The organism is Moorena sp. SIO3E8 (assembly GCF_010692445.1).
Classification (GTDB): Bacteria; Cyanobacteriota; Cyanobacteriia; order Cyanobacteriales; family Coleofasciculaceae; genus Moorena; species Moorena bouillonii.
Genome location: NZ_JAAHHM010000160.1, coordinates 1 through 13,352, shown reverse-complemented (window position 1 = coordinate 13,352; position 13,352 = coordinate 1). Strand labels below are relative to the sequence as shown.

At 44.4% G+C, this 13,352-nt stretch carries 11 protein-coding genes; 8 read left to right on the top strand and 3 right to left on the bottom strand.

Translation table 11 applies throughout. The features are described 5' to 3' along the window. Positions 1-516 precede the first annotated feature (516 nt). The 4 genes from F6K46_RS33945 to F6K46_RS33930 all read left to right on the top strand — a co-directional run bounded on the left by F6K46_RS33945 (position 517) and on the right by F6K46_RS33930 (position 3,502). Positions 517-933, top strand: a complete 417-nt coding sequence (locus tag F6K46_RS33945; protein WP_293059073.1) for a helix-turn-helix domain-containing protein — start codon at positions 517-519, stop codon at positions 931-933. A gap of 259 nt (positions 934-1,192) precedes the next feature. Then, a complete protein-coding gene (locus F6K46_RS33940; protein WP_293059173.1) occupies positions 1,193-1,810 on the top strand; it encodes a Uma2 family endonuclease in 618 nt (205 codons plus the stop codon). Positions 1,811-2,403: 593 nt separating this feature from the next. Beyond that, positions 2,404-2,601 carry a hypothetical protein gene (locus F6K46_RS33935; protein ID WP_293059070.1) on the top strand — a complete coding sequence of 66 codons (198 nt, stop codon included), beginning with the start codon at positions 2,404-2,406 and terminating at the stop codon, positions 2,599-2,601. Positions 2,602-2,653: 52 nt separating this feature from the next. Next, positions 2,654-3,502, top strand: coding sequence for a class I SAM-dependent methyltransferase (locus tag F6K46_RS33930; RefSeq protein WP_293059067.1), 849 nt, complete (start codon positions 2,654-2,656; stop codon positions 3,500-3,502). A 261-nt stretch (positions 3,503-3,763) separates the two neighbouring features. Here F6K46_RS33930 and F6K46_RS33925 read toward each other — a convergent pair whose 3' ends face one another. Beyond that, positions 3,764-4,276 carry a hypothetical protein gene (locus tag F6K46_RS33925; RefSeq protein WP_075897315.1) on the bottom strand — a complete coding sequence of 171 codons (513 nt, stop codon included), beginning with the start codon at positions 4,274-4,276 and terminating at the stop codon, positions 3,764-3,766. Positions 4,277-4,999: 723 nt separating this feature from the next. On the opposite strand from F6K46_RS33925, the gene F6K46_RS33920 reads away from it, so the two are divergent. Further along, on the top strand, positions 5,000-6,655 hold the full coding sequence (locus F6K46_RS33920; protein WP_293059060.1) for a hypothetical protein: 1,656 nt from the start codon (positions 5,000-5,002) through the stop codon (positions 6,653-6,655). Positions 6,656-6,857: 202 nt separating this feature from the next. Further along, a complete protein-coding gene (locus tag F6K46_RS33915; RefSeq protein WP_293059057.1) occupies positions 6,858-7,043 on the top strand; it encodes a hypothetical protein in 186 nt (61 codons plus the stop codon). Positions 7,044-7,112: 69 nt separating this feature from the next. Here F6K46_RS33915 and iscB read toward each other — a convergent pair whose 3' ends face one another. Beyond that, positions 7,113-8,474, bottom strand: coding sequence for an RNA-guided endonuclease IscB (gene iscB / locus F6K46_RS33910; RefSeq protein WP_293109310.1), 1,362 nt, complete (start codon positions 8,472-8,474; stop codon positions 7,113-7,115). Positions 8,475-8,929: 455 nt separating this feature from the next. On the opposite strand from iscB, the gene F6K46_RS33905 reads away from it, so the two are divergent. Continuing rightward, entirely contained in the window at positions 8,930-10,405 is a 1,476-nt protein-coding gene (locus F6K46_RS33905; RefSeq protein WP_293068321.1) for a CIA30 family protein, read from the top strand. A 92-nt stretch (positions 10,406-10,497) separates the two neighbouring features. Here the strand turns inward: F6K46_RS33905 and F6K46_RS33900 are convergent, their stop codons facing one another. Next, positions 10,498-11,280 carry an RNA polymerase sigma factor SigF gene (locus F6K46_RS33900; protein ID WP_075897307.1) on the bottom strand — a complete coding sequence of 261 codons (783 nt, stop codon included), beginning with the start codon at positions 11,278-11,280 and terminating at the stop codon, positions 10,498-10,500. Positions 11,281-12,415: 1,135 nt separating this feature from the next. Between F6K46_RS33900 and F6K46_RS33895 the strand changes: the two genes are divergently transcribed. Then, positions 12,416-13,144: a Bax inhibitor-1 family protein gene (locus F6K46_RS33895; RefSeq protein WP_293068317.1), complete on the top strand. Its 729-nt coding sequence runs from the start codon at positions 12,416-12,418 to the stop codon at positions 13,142-13,144. Positions 13,145-13,352 lie beyond the last annotated feature (208 nt).

The window sequence follows — 13,352 nt, the reverse complement described above, 5'->3', positions numbered from 1 at the left end:
CTTGATGCAGTCGCTCATGGGGGAAACCCCCAAGACCGCGCTGCATCGCTGGCGACAGGTCAAAACTCAGGAGAAAGTACGACGTCCAAAGTCTAAAACCTAAGTTGGTATGTTGTTGATTTGGTGAACAGATAGTCAAGAATCCTAGGGCTCTTGACTATTACAAGAAATAATTCGGTCAAGCATTGGCATTAACCAGAACTTGACCGAATTTTTGTTTGTTGAGGGAACAGGGAATAGGGAACAGGGAACAGGGAATAGGGAGTAGGGAGTAGGGAGTAGGGAGCAGAAGGTTAGAGAGATTTTATATATCTGAGTGCGTAAGTCCTGTCATTCTCAAATCAAGACTTAATTGCGACAGTGCAATAGTTTTTTCTAACCACCCTTACCACACTTACTGCACCTTGCGACAGTGCAATAGTTTTTTTGACCTCCCATACCTCCCACACCTCCCTTAGCATCTTTTCAAAAATCCTGTTACAATAATAATATCGTTAAAGCAATGGTTTTACCGCCATGATGATTTCTACCGCACAAGCTGCTAAATTACTAGGTGTCTCTGCCACTCGCGTCCGTTTCCTGTTGAGCAAGGGCAGAGTCAAAGGAGCGTATAAAGTGGGTAGAACTTGGGTGATTCCTTTATTTGATGGCATGCCAGTGGTCACCCCCGGCACTCGTGGACCGAAGCGGAATTGGTCAAAGCGTACAAATTACACTAAGGCGGTCATCCACGTTAATCAGAAAGTCATTCGCCAAAATCACAACACCGGCGAACGCAATCCCGTGATTACCGTAAAACGCGGGGCTAAAAATATTTATGGTCATACGGTTGAAGTCAATGGCCCTTGTCGGGTGATGTATCGCCCAGATAATCCCCTAAATTGTGGAGCACGGGTATGGATTGAGACGATTTCTGATTTTAAAGTTAGCTAGTTCTCGACAACACTTACAACCCTGCTCCCTGTTCGGCGTTGCTGATTCTGGTATGGTTTCGCCCCCCTAACCCCCCAATTCTGGGGGGAACAAAACTATGAAAGTCCCTTCCGGTGCGGGCCTTAAGCGGGCGAGTAAATCGCCCTTGGGTCGCACCGCAAAGTTGGGGGACCCACGGGGGCTTTAGCAAAACCGGATGATCGCGCATTCATTCCTTTATTCAGCAACGCCCCCTGTTCCCTGCTCCCTCAAATCCAAAATGATTCAAGCCTTACCCAAACCAGTAACATTTGATCAATTTATTGATTGGTATCCAGTCAATTCAGAAAAGCGCTACGAACTGCATGATGGGGTAATTGTCGAGATGCCAAAACCAACGGGAATGCATTCAGAGGTAGCCGGGTTTATAGGAGGTGAACTGTTTTTAGAAATTCGGCGCTGTCAATTGCCTTACTTTATTCCCAAAGAATGCGTGATCAAACCACAAACAGAGTCTGGGTATGAACCAGATGTCATCGTTTTAGACAAGCAAAGGGTTACGGATAACGAACCACGCTGGCAAAAAGAATCCATTATCACACAGGGGTCTTCTGTTCGTTTAGTTGTAGAAGTGGTTTCAACAAACTGGAGCGACGATTATGCTTTAAAACTGGAAGATTATGAGTCTTTCGGAATTGCTGAATATTGGATTGTTGATTATTTAGGTTTAGGCGGTAGGCGATTTATCGGCAATCCTAAACAACCTACGTTATCGGTCTACCAATTGATAGATGGCGAATATCACGTTAGTCAGTTCCGAGGAGCGAACCGTATCCTATCGCCAACCTTTCCAGAATTAACGTTAAATGCTGAACAGGTTTTTCAAGCGGTCAGTTAATCAGCAGTATAGCAGTTTTCAATTGGGTTAGGTAAAAAGTCCTAGGTTTTAGGGAGTAGGGAGTAGGGAGTAGGGAGTAGGGGTAATAAAATTGAATGTACCTCATAACTATCAAAAACCCTATGGCATTTTTAGTTGAGATGCCATATAGGATTGAGCTAAACAGGGAATAGGGAATAGTAGGAAAGAGATGCGATGGTGCGTTCGCGTAGCGTGGCCTTAGGCCAATCGCTTTTAGCGGAAGCTTCGCTTCATCGCGTGATCGCTTAGCATGGCCTTAGGCCAATCCCATTGGGATTAACTGTTGTGGATATGGATCCGATCACTGTAGTGCCTTCCCGTAGCGGCTCTTACCGAGCATCGTGTAGGGGCTGTTTGCTGAGCATCCCATTTGCATTAATCATTGTGTCTACGCATCCGACACTGTAGTGCTTACTCCCTGCTCCCTGTTCCCTATTCCCTATTCCCTGTTCCCTATTAGGATTAACGGTTTTGCTTAAGCAGTTAGCCTAATATTGTAACAATATGAATTTAAGATTCGGTTAATTAAAGGTAAAATCAGGTGGACATTGGGAGTAGAGATAGTGATTGAGATGCTCAAAGTAGGAACCTTAGTTCGAGTCCTTTATCCTGATTATGTTGCGGGTCTTTCGGGTCGTATTGAAGCACAGGAAGAATCCGGTCGTTGGATAGTCAGATTAGAGGAAAATCCATTTGAGCATAATGATCAACCATTTATACTATCTCTAGATGAGTCAGACTTTGAAATAATTAAACCGCCTTCATTCTAGTTAAGCTAGTTATCATATTTTCTAGTTATCATATTTTCCATCTCCACCAAGCATGAAACACCAGATAAGGATAAATCAGTTCAAAGAAAACGTCAAAGCTGACTTTAACACCAGACCAAACTATGATCAAGGAAGCTTTCACCCTCGGCTAGCCAATGGTCTAGTAGAACTATCCCACCTGCAAACTGGACAACGAATTCTAGATATTGCGACCGGCACAGGTTTAGTAGCAATTCTAGCTGCCAAAATTGTCGGTGCTTCTGGAGCTGTTGTCGGCGTAGATATTTCATCAGGCATGCTCAATCTAGCCCAACGAAAAGTTAAAGCCGAAGGTCTCAACAACATCGAATTTATAGAAGCAGATGCAGAAACTATCAACTTCCCAGATAATAGTTTCGATAGGATTCTATGTTCTTCAGCCATTGTATACTTAACAGATATCCCTGCTGCGTTACGGCAGTGGTATCGCTTCGTAAAACCAGGAGGATTAGTCGGATTTTCCTGTTTTGCAGCAAACGCCTTTCCTACAGGGGGTCTGTTTCGAGAAAAAGCAGGAGACTATGGCATTGTAATTCCTAATCCCAATCAACCCCTTGGTAGTCCCGAGAAATGTCATCAGCTACTCACCGAAGCAGGTTTTCAAGACATCAACGTCAAAACCGACCAACTTGGTTACTACAGCAGTGATACTCAAACAGTAGCAGCAAACTCTTGGCGGGGAAACTCAAAGAGTGCCTTTGGCGCGGAAGTTTTCCAGCTTTCTCCAGAGAAATTAGCACAATTGAAAACTGAATTCTTTGCAGCCGTTGAGCAATTAGCCACAGCACAAGGCATTTGGATAGATATTACAACGTTTTTTGTTTTTGCCAGAAAATCGGTAACATTTCAGATTACCAAATAATCCCTAGACGTTAGCTTAAGCGCTAATTCACAGGCTAGAAGCCTGTGCCACGCTACTTGAGGTGCTATCAGCTATCAGCTATCAGCTAATGCGCTAATTCACAGGCTAGAAGCCTGTGCCACCCTACTTGATATCCGAACAGCTTGTGAATAAAATAAGCTGACTGCTGACTGCTGACTGCTGACTGCTGACTGCTGACTGCTGACTGCTGACTGCTTACCTTACGTTTTTAGAGGTTAAACGTTGCACTATTGCTATTATTTATTTTTCTGTTTGTTCTTCCTCCACCACTGGCATTGATTCTGTAGGATCTTCTGCTGAGTAGCCTGAAAATTTAGCCAATTGCTCTAAGGACAGCATACCTGGGTAAAACCGACCATTAATTTCCCAAGTTGGAAAGCCTCTGATCTTCGCTTCAATACAGAGGTTAGTTTGGGAGATTTCAGCCCTTGGGTCACATTCAATATAATTAATCTGCTTAAATGCCTCACCAAACATTTGCTTCTGCTTTGTGCAATAGGGACACCAGTAAGCCCCATACATTTTAGCACCAATTTTGTTCAAATGACCAGATAAAGAGGTGGCTGAAGGGGTAACTGGGAGTTCAGGAGCAGGGGATTCTAGGGTTACTTTTGTAGGGGTAGAGGGTGAGGGTTCTCCTAAAGAGGATTCGGCAGCTACTGTCAGTAGGGCAAGACTAGAAATCACCCAGACAGTCTTATTTAAACTACGAATAAATATCCATGGGAGTTTAATGCTAGATTTGGCGTTCATAGTTTGTAGAGGATATATTGGAATTATCCAGGGAATTAATCACTTCTTTACCGTTTTAACCTGATCTTGTCGGAAACTACCAAATCTTTATTAACGGGACGTGGTGCATCTTAATCCATGCAATTAGGGAAAAATGCCCCCGAAAATTACCACACTTTAAACACTTTCCACACTTTAAACACTTTCCACCCTCTCCGTGCCCGGGCTCCACACTTACCTTCTTTTTTACAAATATGAGATGCACCCAACGGAATCTAAGCTCTCTACTTTGTTTGCTTACCAGGCTCCCAGCCCATTAGCTGGCAAGCTAACCATGCCCACATACGGCTTTGCATAACTATCAGGTACACAGGATTGTTTTCCTTCTTCCCACTTCCCACTTCCGACTTCCCATATCCGCTGCTCCCTGCTCCGAAGTCCCTGCTCCCTGCTCCCTAAAAACCCATAACGAAAGTACCTAACAGCAATTGCAAACCGCTGTAGCGTTGTATTTGGGTTGTGAACACAGGAATTGCAGAAAAAGGCTTGCATACAAAAGGCAAAAGCCAAGAGGGGTAAAGAGCTCCGGAGTTTTATTGTCCAATAAAAAAACACCATTAATATTTACATCTAATTTATAAACCCTATAGTGCTTAAGTTTAATACTTACTTTTCTGGAATTCACCTCAGAATCAGTGAATTATCTAATAACTGATCATTATTCTTTTTCATCAACAAGCAACTATGGTAAAACGCTTTCTTACCAAAGACATGCTCGACTTTGAGGCTCCAGATCAAGTCAAGGAAGTTATCCAACCTCAAGGGCGTCCACCAGAAACAGATCCTACTTTAGGTATCCGTCCGGAATTAAGTATTGAAGTTAACCAAAAGCCAGGCACTCCCCGACATCGACTAGTCACTATTGGTGATTCCCTAAGCCATGGCGTCCAGAATGGAGCAATTTTTAACACTGACCTATCCTATCCCATGATGATTGCTCAAGAAATGGGTTGGGAAGAACACCTGCGCCGTCCCAGCCAATATGGTGAATTGGGTGGATTGCCCCTGAATCTGGAGTATTTAGTTCGGCGCTTAGAGGGACAGTTTGGTGACCAGATCGACTGGTGGGAATTAGCACCAGCCCTGTTTTCAATCCAGCAATATATGGACGACTTAGAAGATTATTGGGAACGGGGTCCCGGTTGGCAAGGGGGCGTTGGTTCTACTGTTGCTATGCACAAAGGAATTAACCACAACCTCGCTATTTATGGGTGGAATATCACAGATATTATTTCTAACGACGCAGATACTCTCAGAAAAACAATCGAGGCACCAACGGATGATCTATTGCGGCAAATTGTTGAGAATGGCAACGAACATGCGGCATTAAGGGTTTTGGACTCGGCGCGGGATTCAGAGGGTAAAGCACTTACCCCAGTCCAAGCTGCGGTCGCACTAGGGCAAGAAGGAAGTCTAGAAAACGGTGAGGGAGATGGTATTGAAACCCTGATGGTCATGATTGGGGCGAATAATGCCATGGGCACCGTTGCTCAACTGCAGGTCAGATGGAGTTGCGATCGCGATTCAAATTCACCACAGTCCAATCAGCCACCTACGATCTGGTGTCCGGAAGATTTCAAAGCTGAATGTGATCAAGTAGTTGAGCAAATCAAGCAAATTAAAGCTCGCCATGTCATTTTGGCTACAGTTCCCCATGTCACCATTGCCCCCATTGGTCGTGGAGTAGGAGATAAGATCGCTACTGGCTCGCGATACTTCCCCTACTACACCCGTCCTTGGATTAGCGACAAAGATTTCGACCCCAACCGTGACCCGCACATTACCGGACAACAAGCCCGAGCAATTGATAGCGTCATTGACCAGTACAACGACTATATTGCTGATGCTGTACGTCAGGCTCGAAAAGAAGGTCGAGATTGGTATTTATTTGAATTAGGAGGATTACTGGATTGCTTAGCTTATCGACGTTATATTGAAGACTCCGACGCCCGACCAGATTGGTGGACTCCCTATCAGCTGCCACCGGAACTAGAAGCGCTTTCACCAGTACCGGATACTCGCTTTTTTAGATCCGATGCCACCGGTCGCACCAGCGGTGGTTTCTTCACCCTAGATGGCATTCATCCCACTACTATTGGCTACGGTATCGTTGCTCAAGAAGTGATCAATATTATGCAGCAACAAGCTGGTGTCAAGTTTTATCGCAAAGACGGTTCCACAGAGCGTCATGATCCAGTCAAGATCAATTTCCAGCGCCTGATTGCTCTAGATACCCTGATTTCCGACCCACCGAAATCTTTATCGAGTAGTCTGAAATGGCTGGATTGGCTCGATCAGAATTTGCAGATTTTCCAGCGCTTACTAAGAAAGGGGAATTGAAGAATTAAGAATTTAGAATGAAGAATTTAGAATGAAGAATGAAGAATTGAGAATGCAGAAATTTTCAATTCTAAAGCCCAAATTCTAAATTCTGGCCTGCTCTGTTAGGGCTAACCATCTTAAATACGGGAAGGGGACTCCCGTTATAAACGTTAGTTTTAGCGGGTTTAAAGTTACCGTAAGATAGGGTCGCCTTGTCTTGATGCAGTCGCTCATGGGGGAAACCACGGCAGTCGCTCATGGGGGGAACCCCCAAGACCGCGCTGCCTCCCCAAGACCGCGCTGCATCGCTATTAACAAAGATTTAACCATGCATCTGCATAGCCCACTGACTTCTATTGGCTCCACAATAAACAGGTTTCGTCTCCGGGGAATTCCTGCAGATTAACAAATTGTTCGCGTAGCGTGGCCTATGGCCAGCGTTCGCGTAGCGTGGCCTATGGCCAAGCGCGAATCGTTATTGATTGGACAGATATTCATAGCCGTCAGCCTTGAATATTGTTTTTAGATACTTTGGATGCACATCAATCTTTATGCCAGATTCCTGTTCGCGTAGCGGAGGCCGTAGGCCACGCTTTCGCCGTAGGCGACGCTGCGCGAACGCGAAAGGCTTTGCCGAAAGTACAAAGCTTGGACGATAACGAATAGCGATCCGACCTGTATACTGTCCGGCATATTTCCCTTTTTTGATATCAGCAATGACTATATCTCCTGTCTGAAAACCTTTGAAAAACTTAGCAGAGGGAGCATGAGCCTTTGGGAAACCGTATTTATTTGGTCGGCATCTTTGACGGACTCCGTGACCCTTAGCTGTGACTATTAGCGGCTTTACTCCGTTTATCAGTAATCTCTGAGGGGTAGATTTTCCTACACAAGCAGCATCAATCCAATGGGTTTTCTCGATCTCCCTGGTTTTTCGATTGAACTTGGTTAGACCGCCAGAACCTGTTTCAACAGGTAGCCCAGTCAACTTTAGTCTTCTCCATAATTCCCATCGAGTTGAGTTAACTGCTGCTGCATCTTTCAAGGGAGATTTAGCCAATGCCAGTACTTTCTTTAGAAGTTCTGGTTTTTTGCGCAAAAACTTATCGATCGGATCACTCCCTTTCTTCTGGTTGCAATGCCGACAAGCTAAAGTCAGGTTACTAACTCTATTACTACCCCCAATAGATTTAGGAGTAATATGTTCAACCTCCAAAGGAACATTTTCCGACCCACAATAAACACAGTTATGACCCCACTTGGAAAGTAAATATTCTTTTACCTCAAACCCAAACAGTTCACCGTGCTGATACTCTACACCTGATACTTCTGGATTTGGCATTTTCTGAGTATCAAATCGAACCAACTCTTGGGATATGGCAGTCACTGGACACAGTTTTATTAGTCGTCTAGTCCAAGTTTCAATATTAAGTACTCGACTCATCAATGATGGAGGCAACCAACCTTCTGGGCGCTTTCGGTTGAGAAAACGAGGTTTACGATAACGGGTCTTTCGACTTCTTCTGCCTCGCCTTAAAGCTCTTCTGGATTCCAAAGAATTTTTGATGTTCTGCCCTCGGTGATTGATTTCTAATGCGCTTGTTACCTGTCCAGTATGTTCTTGGACGACAGCAATTCCGGTTGTTTTTGAACCAGGGTCTATTTTGATTCTGTGTGGATGAGTGACAGAATTATCGATACTCCTGTCCTGCATGATGATAGTGAATGGATAACGCTTGAATACTTTAGCTCTCCCTTTTTTGAGTAATTCTCTAGCTCGCGCTGGATGGCACGGATCTAAAGGTTGTTTATTTTGATCTAGAACGAAAACTCGCATTACTTTGAACACTCCACAAGTGGGTAAAGTTTGCCTTGACAATGTTATAAGAGCTTGAGAGGCTAACAACACTTCCTTAACTCATTACAGATGTTTAATTGCTAGCAACAGAGCTGAAGACTGGCACGCATCTACAGGTGTTATGACTCAAATAACGTAGACCATTATTAGGTCTCAGTCTGGTCAACTATGAGCTTTCACAAGCTCCCGCTATAGTCTGATAAGACTTAGCGGTGAGTTGTTGACTATTATCGCTTTCGTTAATACTGAATATTTTGCAGCTCTATATTAACGAAAAGCCATGTCTTTCGTTAATAAGCGTATAAATTAAAATTTATATGATATAATTACCAGCTGGAAAAAATCCGCTGAAAGGATCCAGTACTATGCTATAGGTCAGCTTCACGGTAATTCAGATTTCGATAAACTGAAGAAAAAATGCACTTGAGGCGATTATGACCCAAAACAATCGCTCCCCATGGGATGCTGGCAGATTCATAAAAACCCTAAGCTACTTTGAGGTTATCCCTTTCCTGAGCTGCCTACAGCGATTATTCACAGGTCGTGCCAATAATCAAAAATCGAGCCAGGGTAAAGGAAAAGATATGGGAGTAATACTGGTAGCTGGGGCAACTGGGGGTGTAGGCAAGCGAGTGGTTCGCCGTCTGCTTAAGCAGAATTATCCCGTACGTGCTCTAGTCAGAGATGCCCAGAAAGCTAGGGAAATCCTTGGGGATAACCTGGAACTATTCGAGGCAGATATAACTATTCCAGAGACCTTGACTCCAGCACTGTACAAGAACATTACTGCTGTAGTGTGTTGTACGGGAGCGCGGGTGCAACCGGTAGAAGGAGACACCCCGAACCGGGAAAAATACTATCAGGGCATCAAGTTCTATCTGCCAGAAGTAGTCGATACCCCGGAAGTTGTGGAGTATCAGGGTATCAAGAACTTAGTACAAGCTGCAGCAGAGTACCTTGAACCAGGCAAACAACTGCTATTTGACTTCCAAAACCCTTCCGATGACTTACAAGAAACCTGGGGTGCTGTGGATGATGTAGTCATGGGTGGTGTCAGCGAGAGTTCAATTCGGCTCATCGACAAGGCTGCCCTGTTTACTGGCAATGTCTCAACGGCAAATTCTGGGGGCTTTGTGTCAGTACGCACCCGCAATCTCCCAACTCCCCTCAACTTAGCTGAGTACGAAGGACTAGAACTGCGAGTTAAAGGGGATGGTCAACGGTATAAATTTATATTGCGCAATGAATCGAAATGGGATGGAATTGCCTACTGCTATTCCTTCGACACCCAGAAAGATCAGTGGATGAATGTTTCGATTCCCTTTGCTGATTTGATTCCGGTATTTCGAGCCAAAACCTTGAAAGATGCTGCTCCCTTCAACCCCAGTCGCATCTGTGCTATACAGCTAATGCTGAGTAAATTTGAATATGATGGCGCGCTCAACCCACAATTTGCTCCAGGTTCTTTTGTCCTACAGCTGGAAACTATTAAAGCCTATGGGGGTATCACCAAGCCCCAATTCATTATGATTAGTTCAGCCGGGGTGACTCGTCCAGGTCGTCCAGGAATTAACCTCGAGGAAGAACCACCAGCGGTACGAATGAATGACCAACTGGGGGGAATTCTAACCTGGAAACTGCGGGGAGAAGAAGCAGTTCGTGACAGTGGGGTTTCCTATACTATCATCAGACCTTGTGCTTTGACAGAAGAGCCGGGAGGTCAAGCCTTAGTGTTTGCTCAAGGAGACAATATCCGAGGTAAAGTAAGTCGGGAAGATATTGCTGAACTTTGTGTTCAGGTAATAGAGCAACCCAAGGCTTGTAATGTCACCTTTGAAGTCAAAGAGGCAAGTGATGGTTTGCGAGACTGGCAAACTCTTTTTTGCGATATCAATACCGACAGCAATTAAGTATAGGGTTTCTATCTAGGTTGTAAACACACTTATTGCCAAAAAAAGCAATTAGAATTTAGAATTTAGAATTAATAAATTCTAAATTCTTCCTAACTTGCCAGACGCTCCGATGCTTGAGATTTCATCAGGGTAACCAACTCTTGAAGTCCTCTTTTGACATGTCGCGTCACTGTCATCGGACTCACGCCAATTCGTTTGGCTGCCTCCTTGCGGGGGAGTTCTCGTAAGAAAACAAACTCTATAGCTGCCTGAGTTTTATGTTCTAGCTGACTCAAGGCACCGTGGAGCTGTTGTCGGTCTTCTTCCCAATAGTGTAAATTCTCTTCATAGTAATCTGGTAGAGTCTCTCCTAAAGTCATGGGTTGATCGACCTTCTGAGAGACCGTGGCATCCAAACTTAAAGGCAAACGATTTTGAACTGCCAACTTACTTTCCTGCCACTCTTGGAGGGATATATCCAAAGCCTTAGCAATTTCTTCATCTCTGGGGAAGCGTCCTAAGTTAGTTGCTAACTTTTTGCTGACTCTTTTCCCTGCCTGCTGCAGTTCCTGCCATCGGCGAGGAATCTTGACCAGAGAACCCCTGTCGCGTAAGAAATGTAGCATTTCACCGCGAATGTAAGGCACTGCTAAGGAACTGAATGCACAACCTTGATGGGGGTCGAACCGCTCAATAGCACGAATCAAGCCGATGTAACCCATTTGCTCGAGGTCTTCATAAGGTTCAGCACACTTCTGGCTGACTATATGAGCAATCTTCCTCACTAACCCAGCATTTAATCTTACTATCTGATTGCGAAGTTGAATTGATGGATTTCGGTAATACGCAATCAGAAGTTCCATTCCTTGAAAACCAACAGACCCAATAGCCATTCTCAAAATATCCCAGAAGTGGAAACCTATTTACGACACGAGGCTTAGCCTAAGCAATTAATCTTCAACTCATTGTCATTAGAGATTCCCCTTTAGAACCATCGTCCTTTTACGGAAAAAACAAATTACCGTTTTTGTTTTCTCTGTACAATCACGCAGATTGGAACACCAAGATATTGAAAAATCGCTATAAGGTCTTAAATGTGGTATAATATATAAGCTAAATAATGGGCAAGTTGCAAGTTGCAACTTTTTGCAACTTGCAAAGAGGATAACTAGTACTCGGTCAATTTAGTTTTGAGGGTTAGGGCAAGGTTAATCTAAGCATTCAGCTATCAGCCAAGGCGAAGGTCAAAGGCCAAGGGCTTTTCCCCAGACTTTCAATTCTCTAAAATCTCGAACTATTAAATTATCATTAAATTATCCCGTTTGCCCATTGCCCATTGCCCATAGGCGCACGCTACGCAAACGAGGTTTATTTTAAGAATGATAGCTGACTGCGGTAGGCTGAATGCTTAAAGGTTAATGGTGTTAGGTGTGAGCTATTAGATATTAGATGTTAGGTATTAGGTATTAGGTATTAGGTATTAGGTATTAGGTATTAGGTATTAACTATTAAGTATAATGTATTAGCTATTAGTTAAAAGTATTAGGTATTAGGTATTAGGTATTAATCATTAGGTATTAGTTAAAAGTATATAGCGGCTTTTATTCTAATTAGGTACACAGGATTTTTCCCCTCTTACCTATTACCTCTTCTGACTTCACTGCTCCAAAGCTCCCTGCTCCAAAGCTCCCGAAAACTATCTACCTCACCTAATTTAAACCCCCTAGAGTTTACCCCTCAATTCAATTTGAAGGGAGTATTAGGCAAGTCGGTTTGGGTGCATCTCAATCCATGAAATTAGGCAAAATTCTAATAAAATTCCGACACTACCCACACCTCCTGCGCCCGGTGCACCACACTTCCCGCGCCCGGTGCACCACAGGTCCGACACTTCTGTTCTTTTTTACAACTATCAGATGCACCCAGTCGGTTTTCCCACCTGCCACAAGATTGCGGATATCGTTCAAAATAGAAGTAGTTATAAATCAATGCTGATACTTTATCCGGAAAATTATTGACTAAAATCTCATGAGTAGCACCAGTAACTTTCGTCAAGCAATTCGTGAATCTCAAGGTCGAGCCCTAGTTGGTCCGAATGTGATTGCTAATGCCCTGCCCTTCCTGGGTGGTGGACTAGTCTTAACTGCACTAGGTGTCTATGGTGGTCTGGGAGTGATTGAAAGCAACCCAGGGCTGTTTATGACCACCATCTGGCTTGCCGTAATTGCCGAACTTATTCTTTTCTTCGTTGCCCGTGGTGTGGCTGAGAACGGAAACAACACTGTAGCTTTGCCTCTTCTAGCTACTTACAGTCTCTTGTCCGGCTACACCCTCAGTGGCTTAATATTCGTTGCCCTAGGAACAGATGGTGTGGGCATGCAAGGCATTGCCATTGCTGCCTTTGGCTGTGGTGTCGCCTTTATGGCTGGCCGTCAAATTGGCTCTAATCTCTCAGAGGAAGATGGCTTTGCTTTAGCCAAAACCGTCCAGATGGGTATGATTGCCTTGCTGGTGGTCTTGGTGGCTCAGCTAGTTTTATCCTTCTTTGGTGTCTACACACCCAGCTTTCTAGAAATTGCTATCTCTGGCATCGGTGTGGTTATTTTTGCGGGTGCGGCTGTAGTGGATTTCTTCGTCCTGCCTCGCGCCTATCGTGATGACCAGTATCTACCTGCTGCCCTGTCAATGTACTTGACTTATATTAACTTGTTCGTGTTCATTTTGCGGCTGCTGATTGCTCTTAATGGTCGCGACTAAGACAGTGCAATACGATAGAATCTGATCGGGGACGGCAATGCTGTACCCCGATTTTTTTAGTTCTAAGGTAGGGAATCGGGAATCGGGAATCGGGAATCGGGAATCGGGAATCGGGAATCGGGAATCGGGAATCGGGAATCGGGAATCGGGAATCGGGAATCGGGAATCGGGAATCGGGAATCGGGAAGAGGGAATCGGGAATCGGGAG

Bases quoted from the DNA above. Each gene is read 5' to 3' on its own strand.
- F6K46_RS33900 (WP_075897307.1), bottom strand. From the start codon at position 11,280: ATGGCTATTGGGTCTGTTGGTTTTCAAGGAATGGAACTTCTGATTGCG.
- iscB (WP_293109310.1), bottom strand. From the start codon at position 8,474: ATGCGAGTTTTCGTTCTAGATCAAAATAAACAACCTTTAGATCCGTGC.
- F6K46_RS33905 (WP_293068321.1), top strand. From the start codon at position 8,930: ATGACCCAAAACAATCGCTCCCCATGGGATGCTGGCAGATTCATAAAA.
- F6K46_RS33940 (WP_293059173.1), top strand. From the start codon at position 1,193: ATGATTCAAGCCTTACCCAAACCAGTAACATTTGATCAATTTATTGAT.
- F6K46_RS33930 (WP_293059067.1), top strand. From the start codon at position 2,654: ATGAAACACCAGATAAGGATAAATCAGTTCAAAGAAAACGTCAAAGCT.
- F6K46_RS33920 (WP_293059060.1), top strand. From the start codon at position 5,000: ATGGTAAAACGCTTTCTTACCAAAGACATGCTCGACTTTGAGGCTCCA.
- F6K46_RS33925 (WP_075897315.1), bottom strand. From the start codon at position 4,276: ATGAACGCCAAATCTAGCATTAAACTCCCATGGATATTTATTCGTAGT.
- F6K46_RS33895 (WP_293068317.1), top strand. From the start codon at position 12,416: ATGAGTAGCACCAGTAACTTTCGTCAAGCAATTCGTGAATCTCAAGGT.
- F6K46_RS33935 (WP_293059070.1), top strand. From the start codon at position 2,404: ATGCTCAAAGTAGGAACCTTAGTTCGAGTCCTTTATCCTGATTATGTT.
- F6K46_RS33915 (WP_293059057.1), top strand. From the start codon at position 6,858: ATGCAGTCGCTCATGGGGGAAACCACGGCAGTCGCTCATGGGGGGAAC.
- F6K46_RS33945 (WP_293059073.1), top strand. From the start codon at position 517: ATGATGATTTCTACCGCACAAGCTGCTAAATTACTAGGTGTCTCTGCC.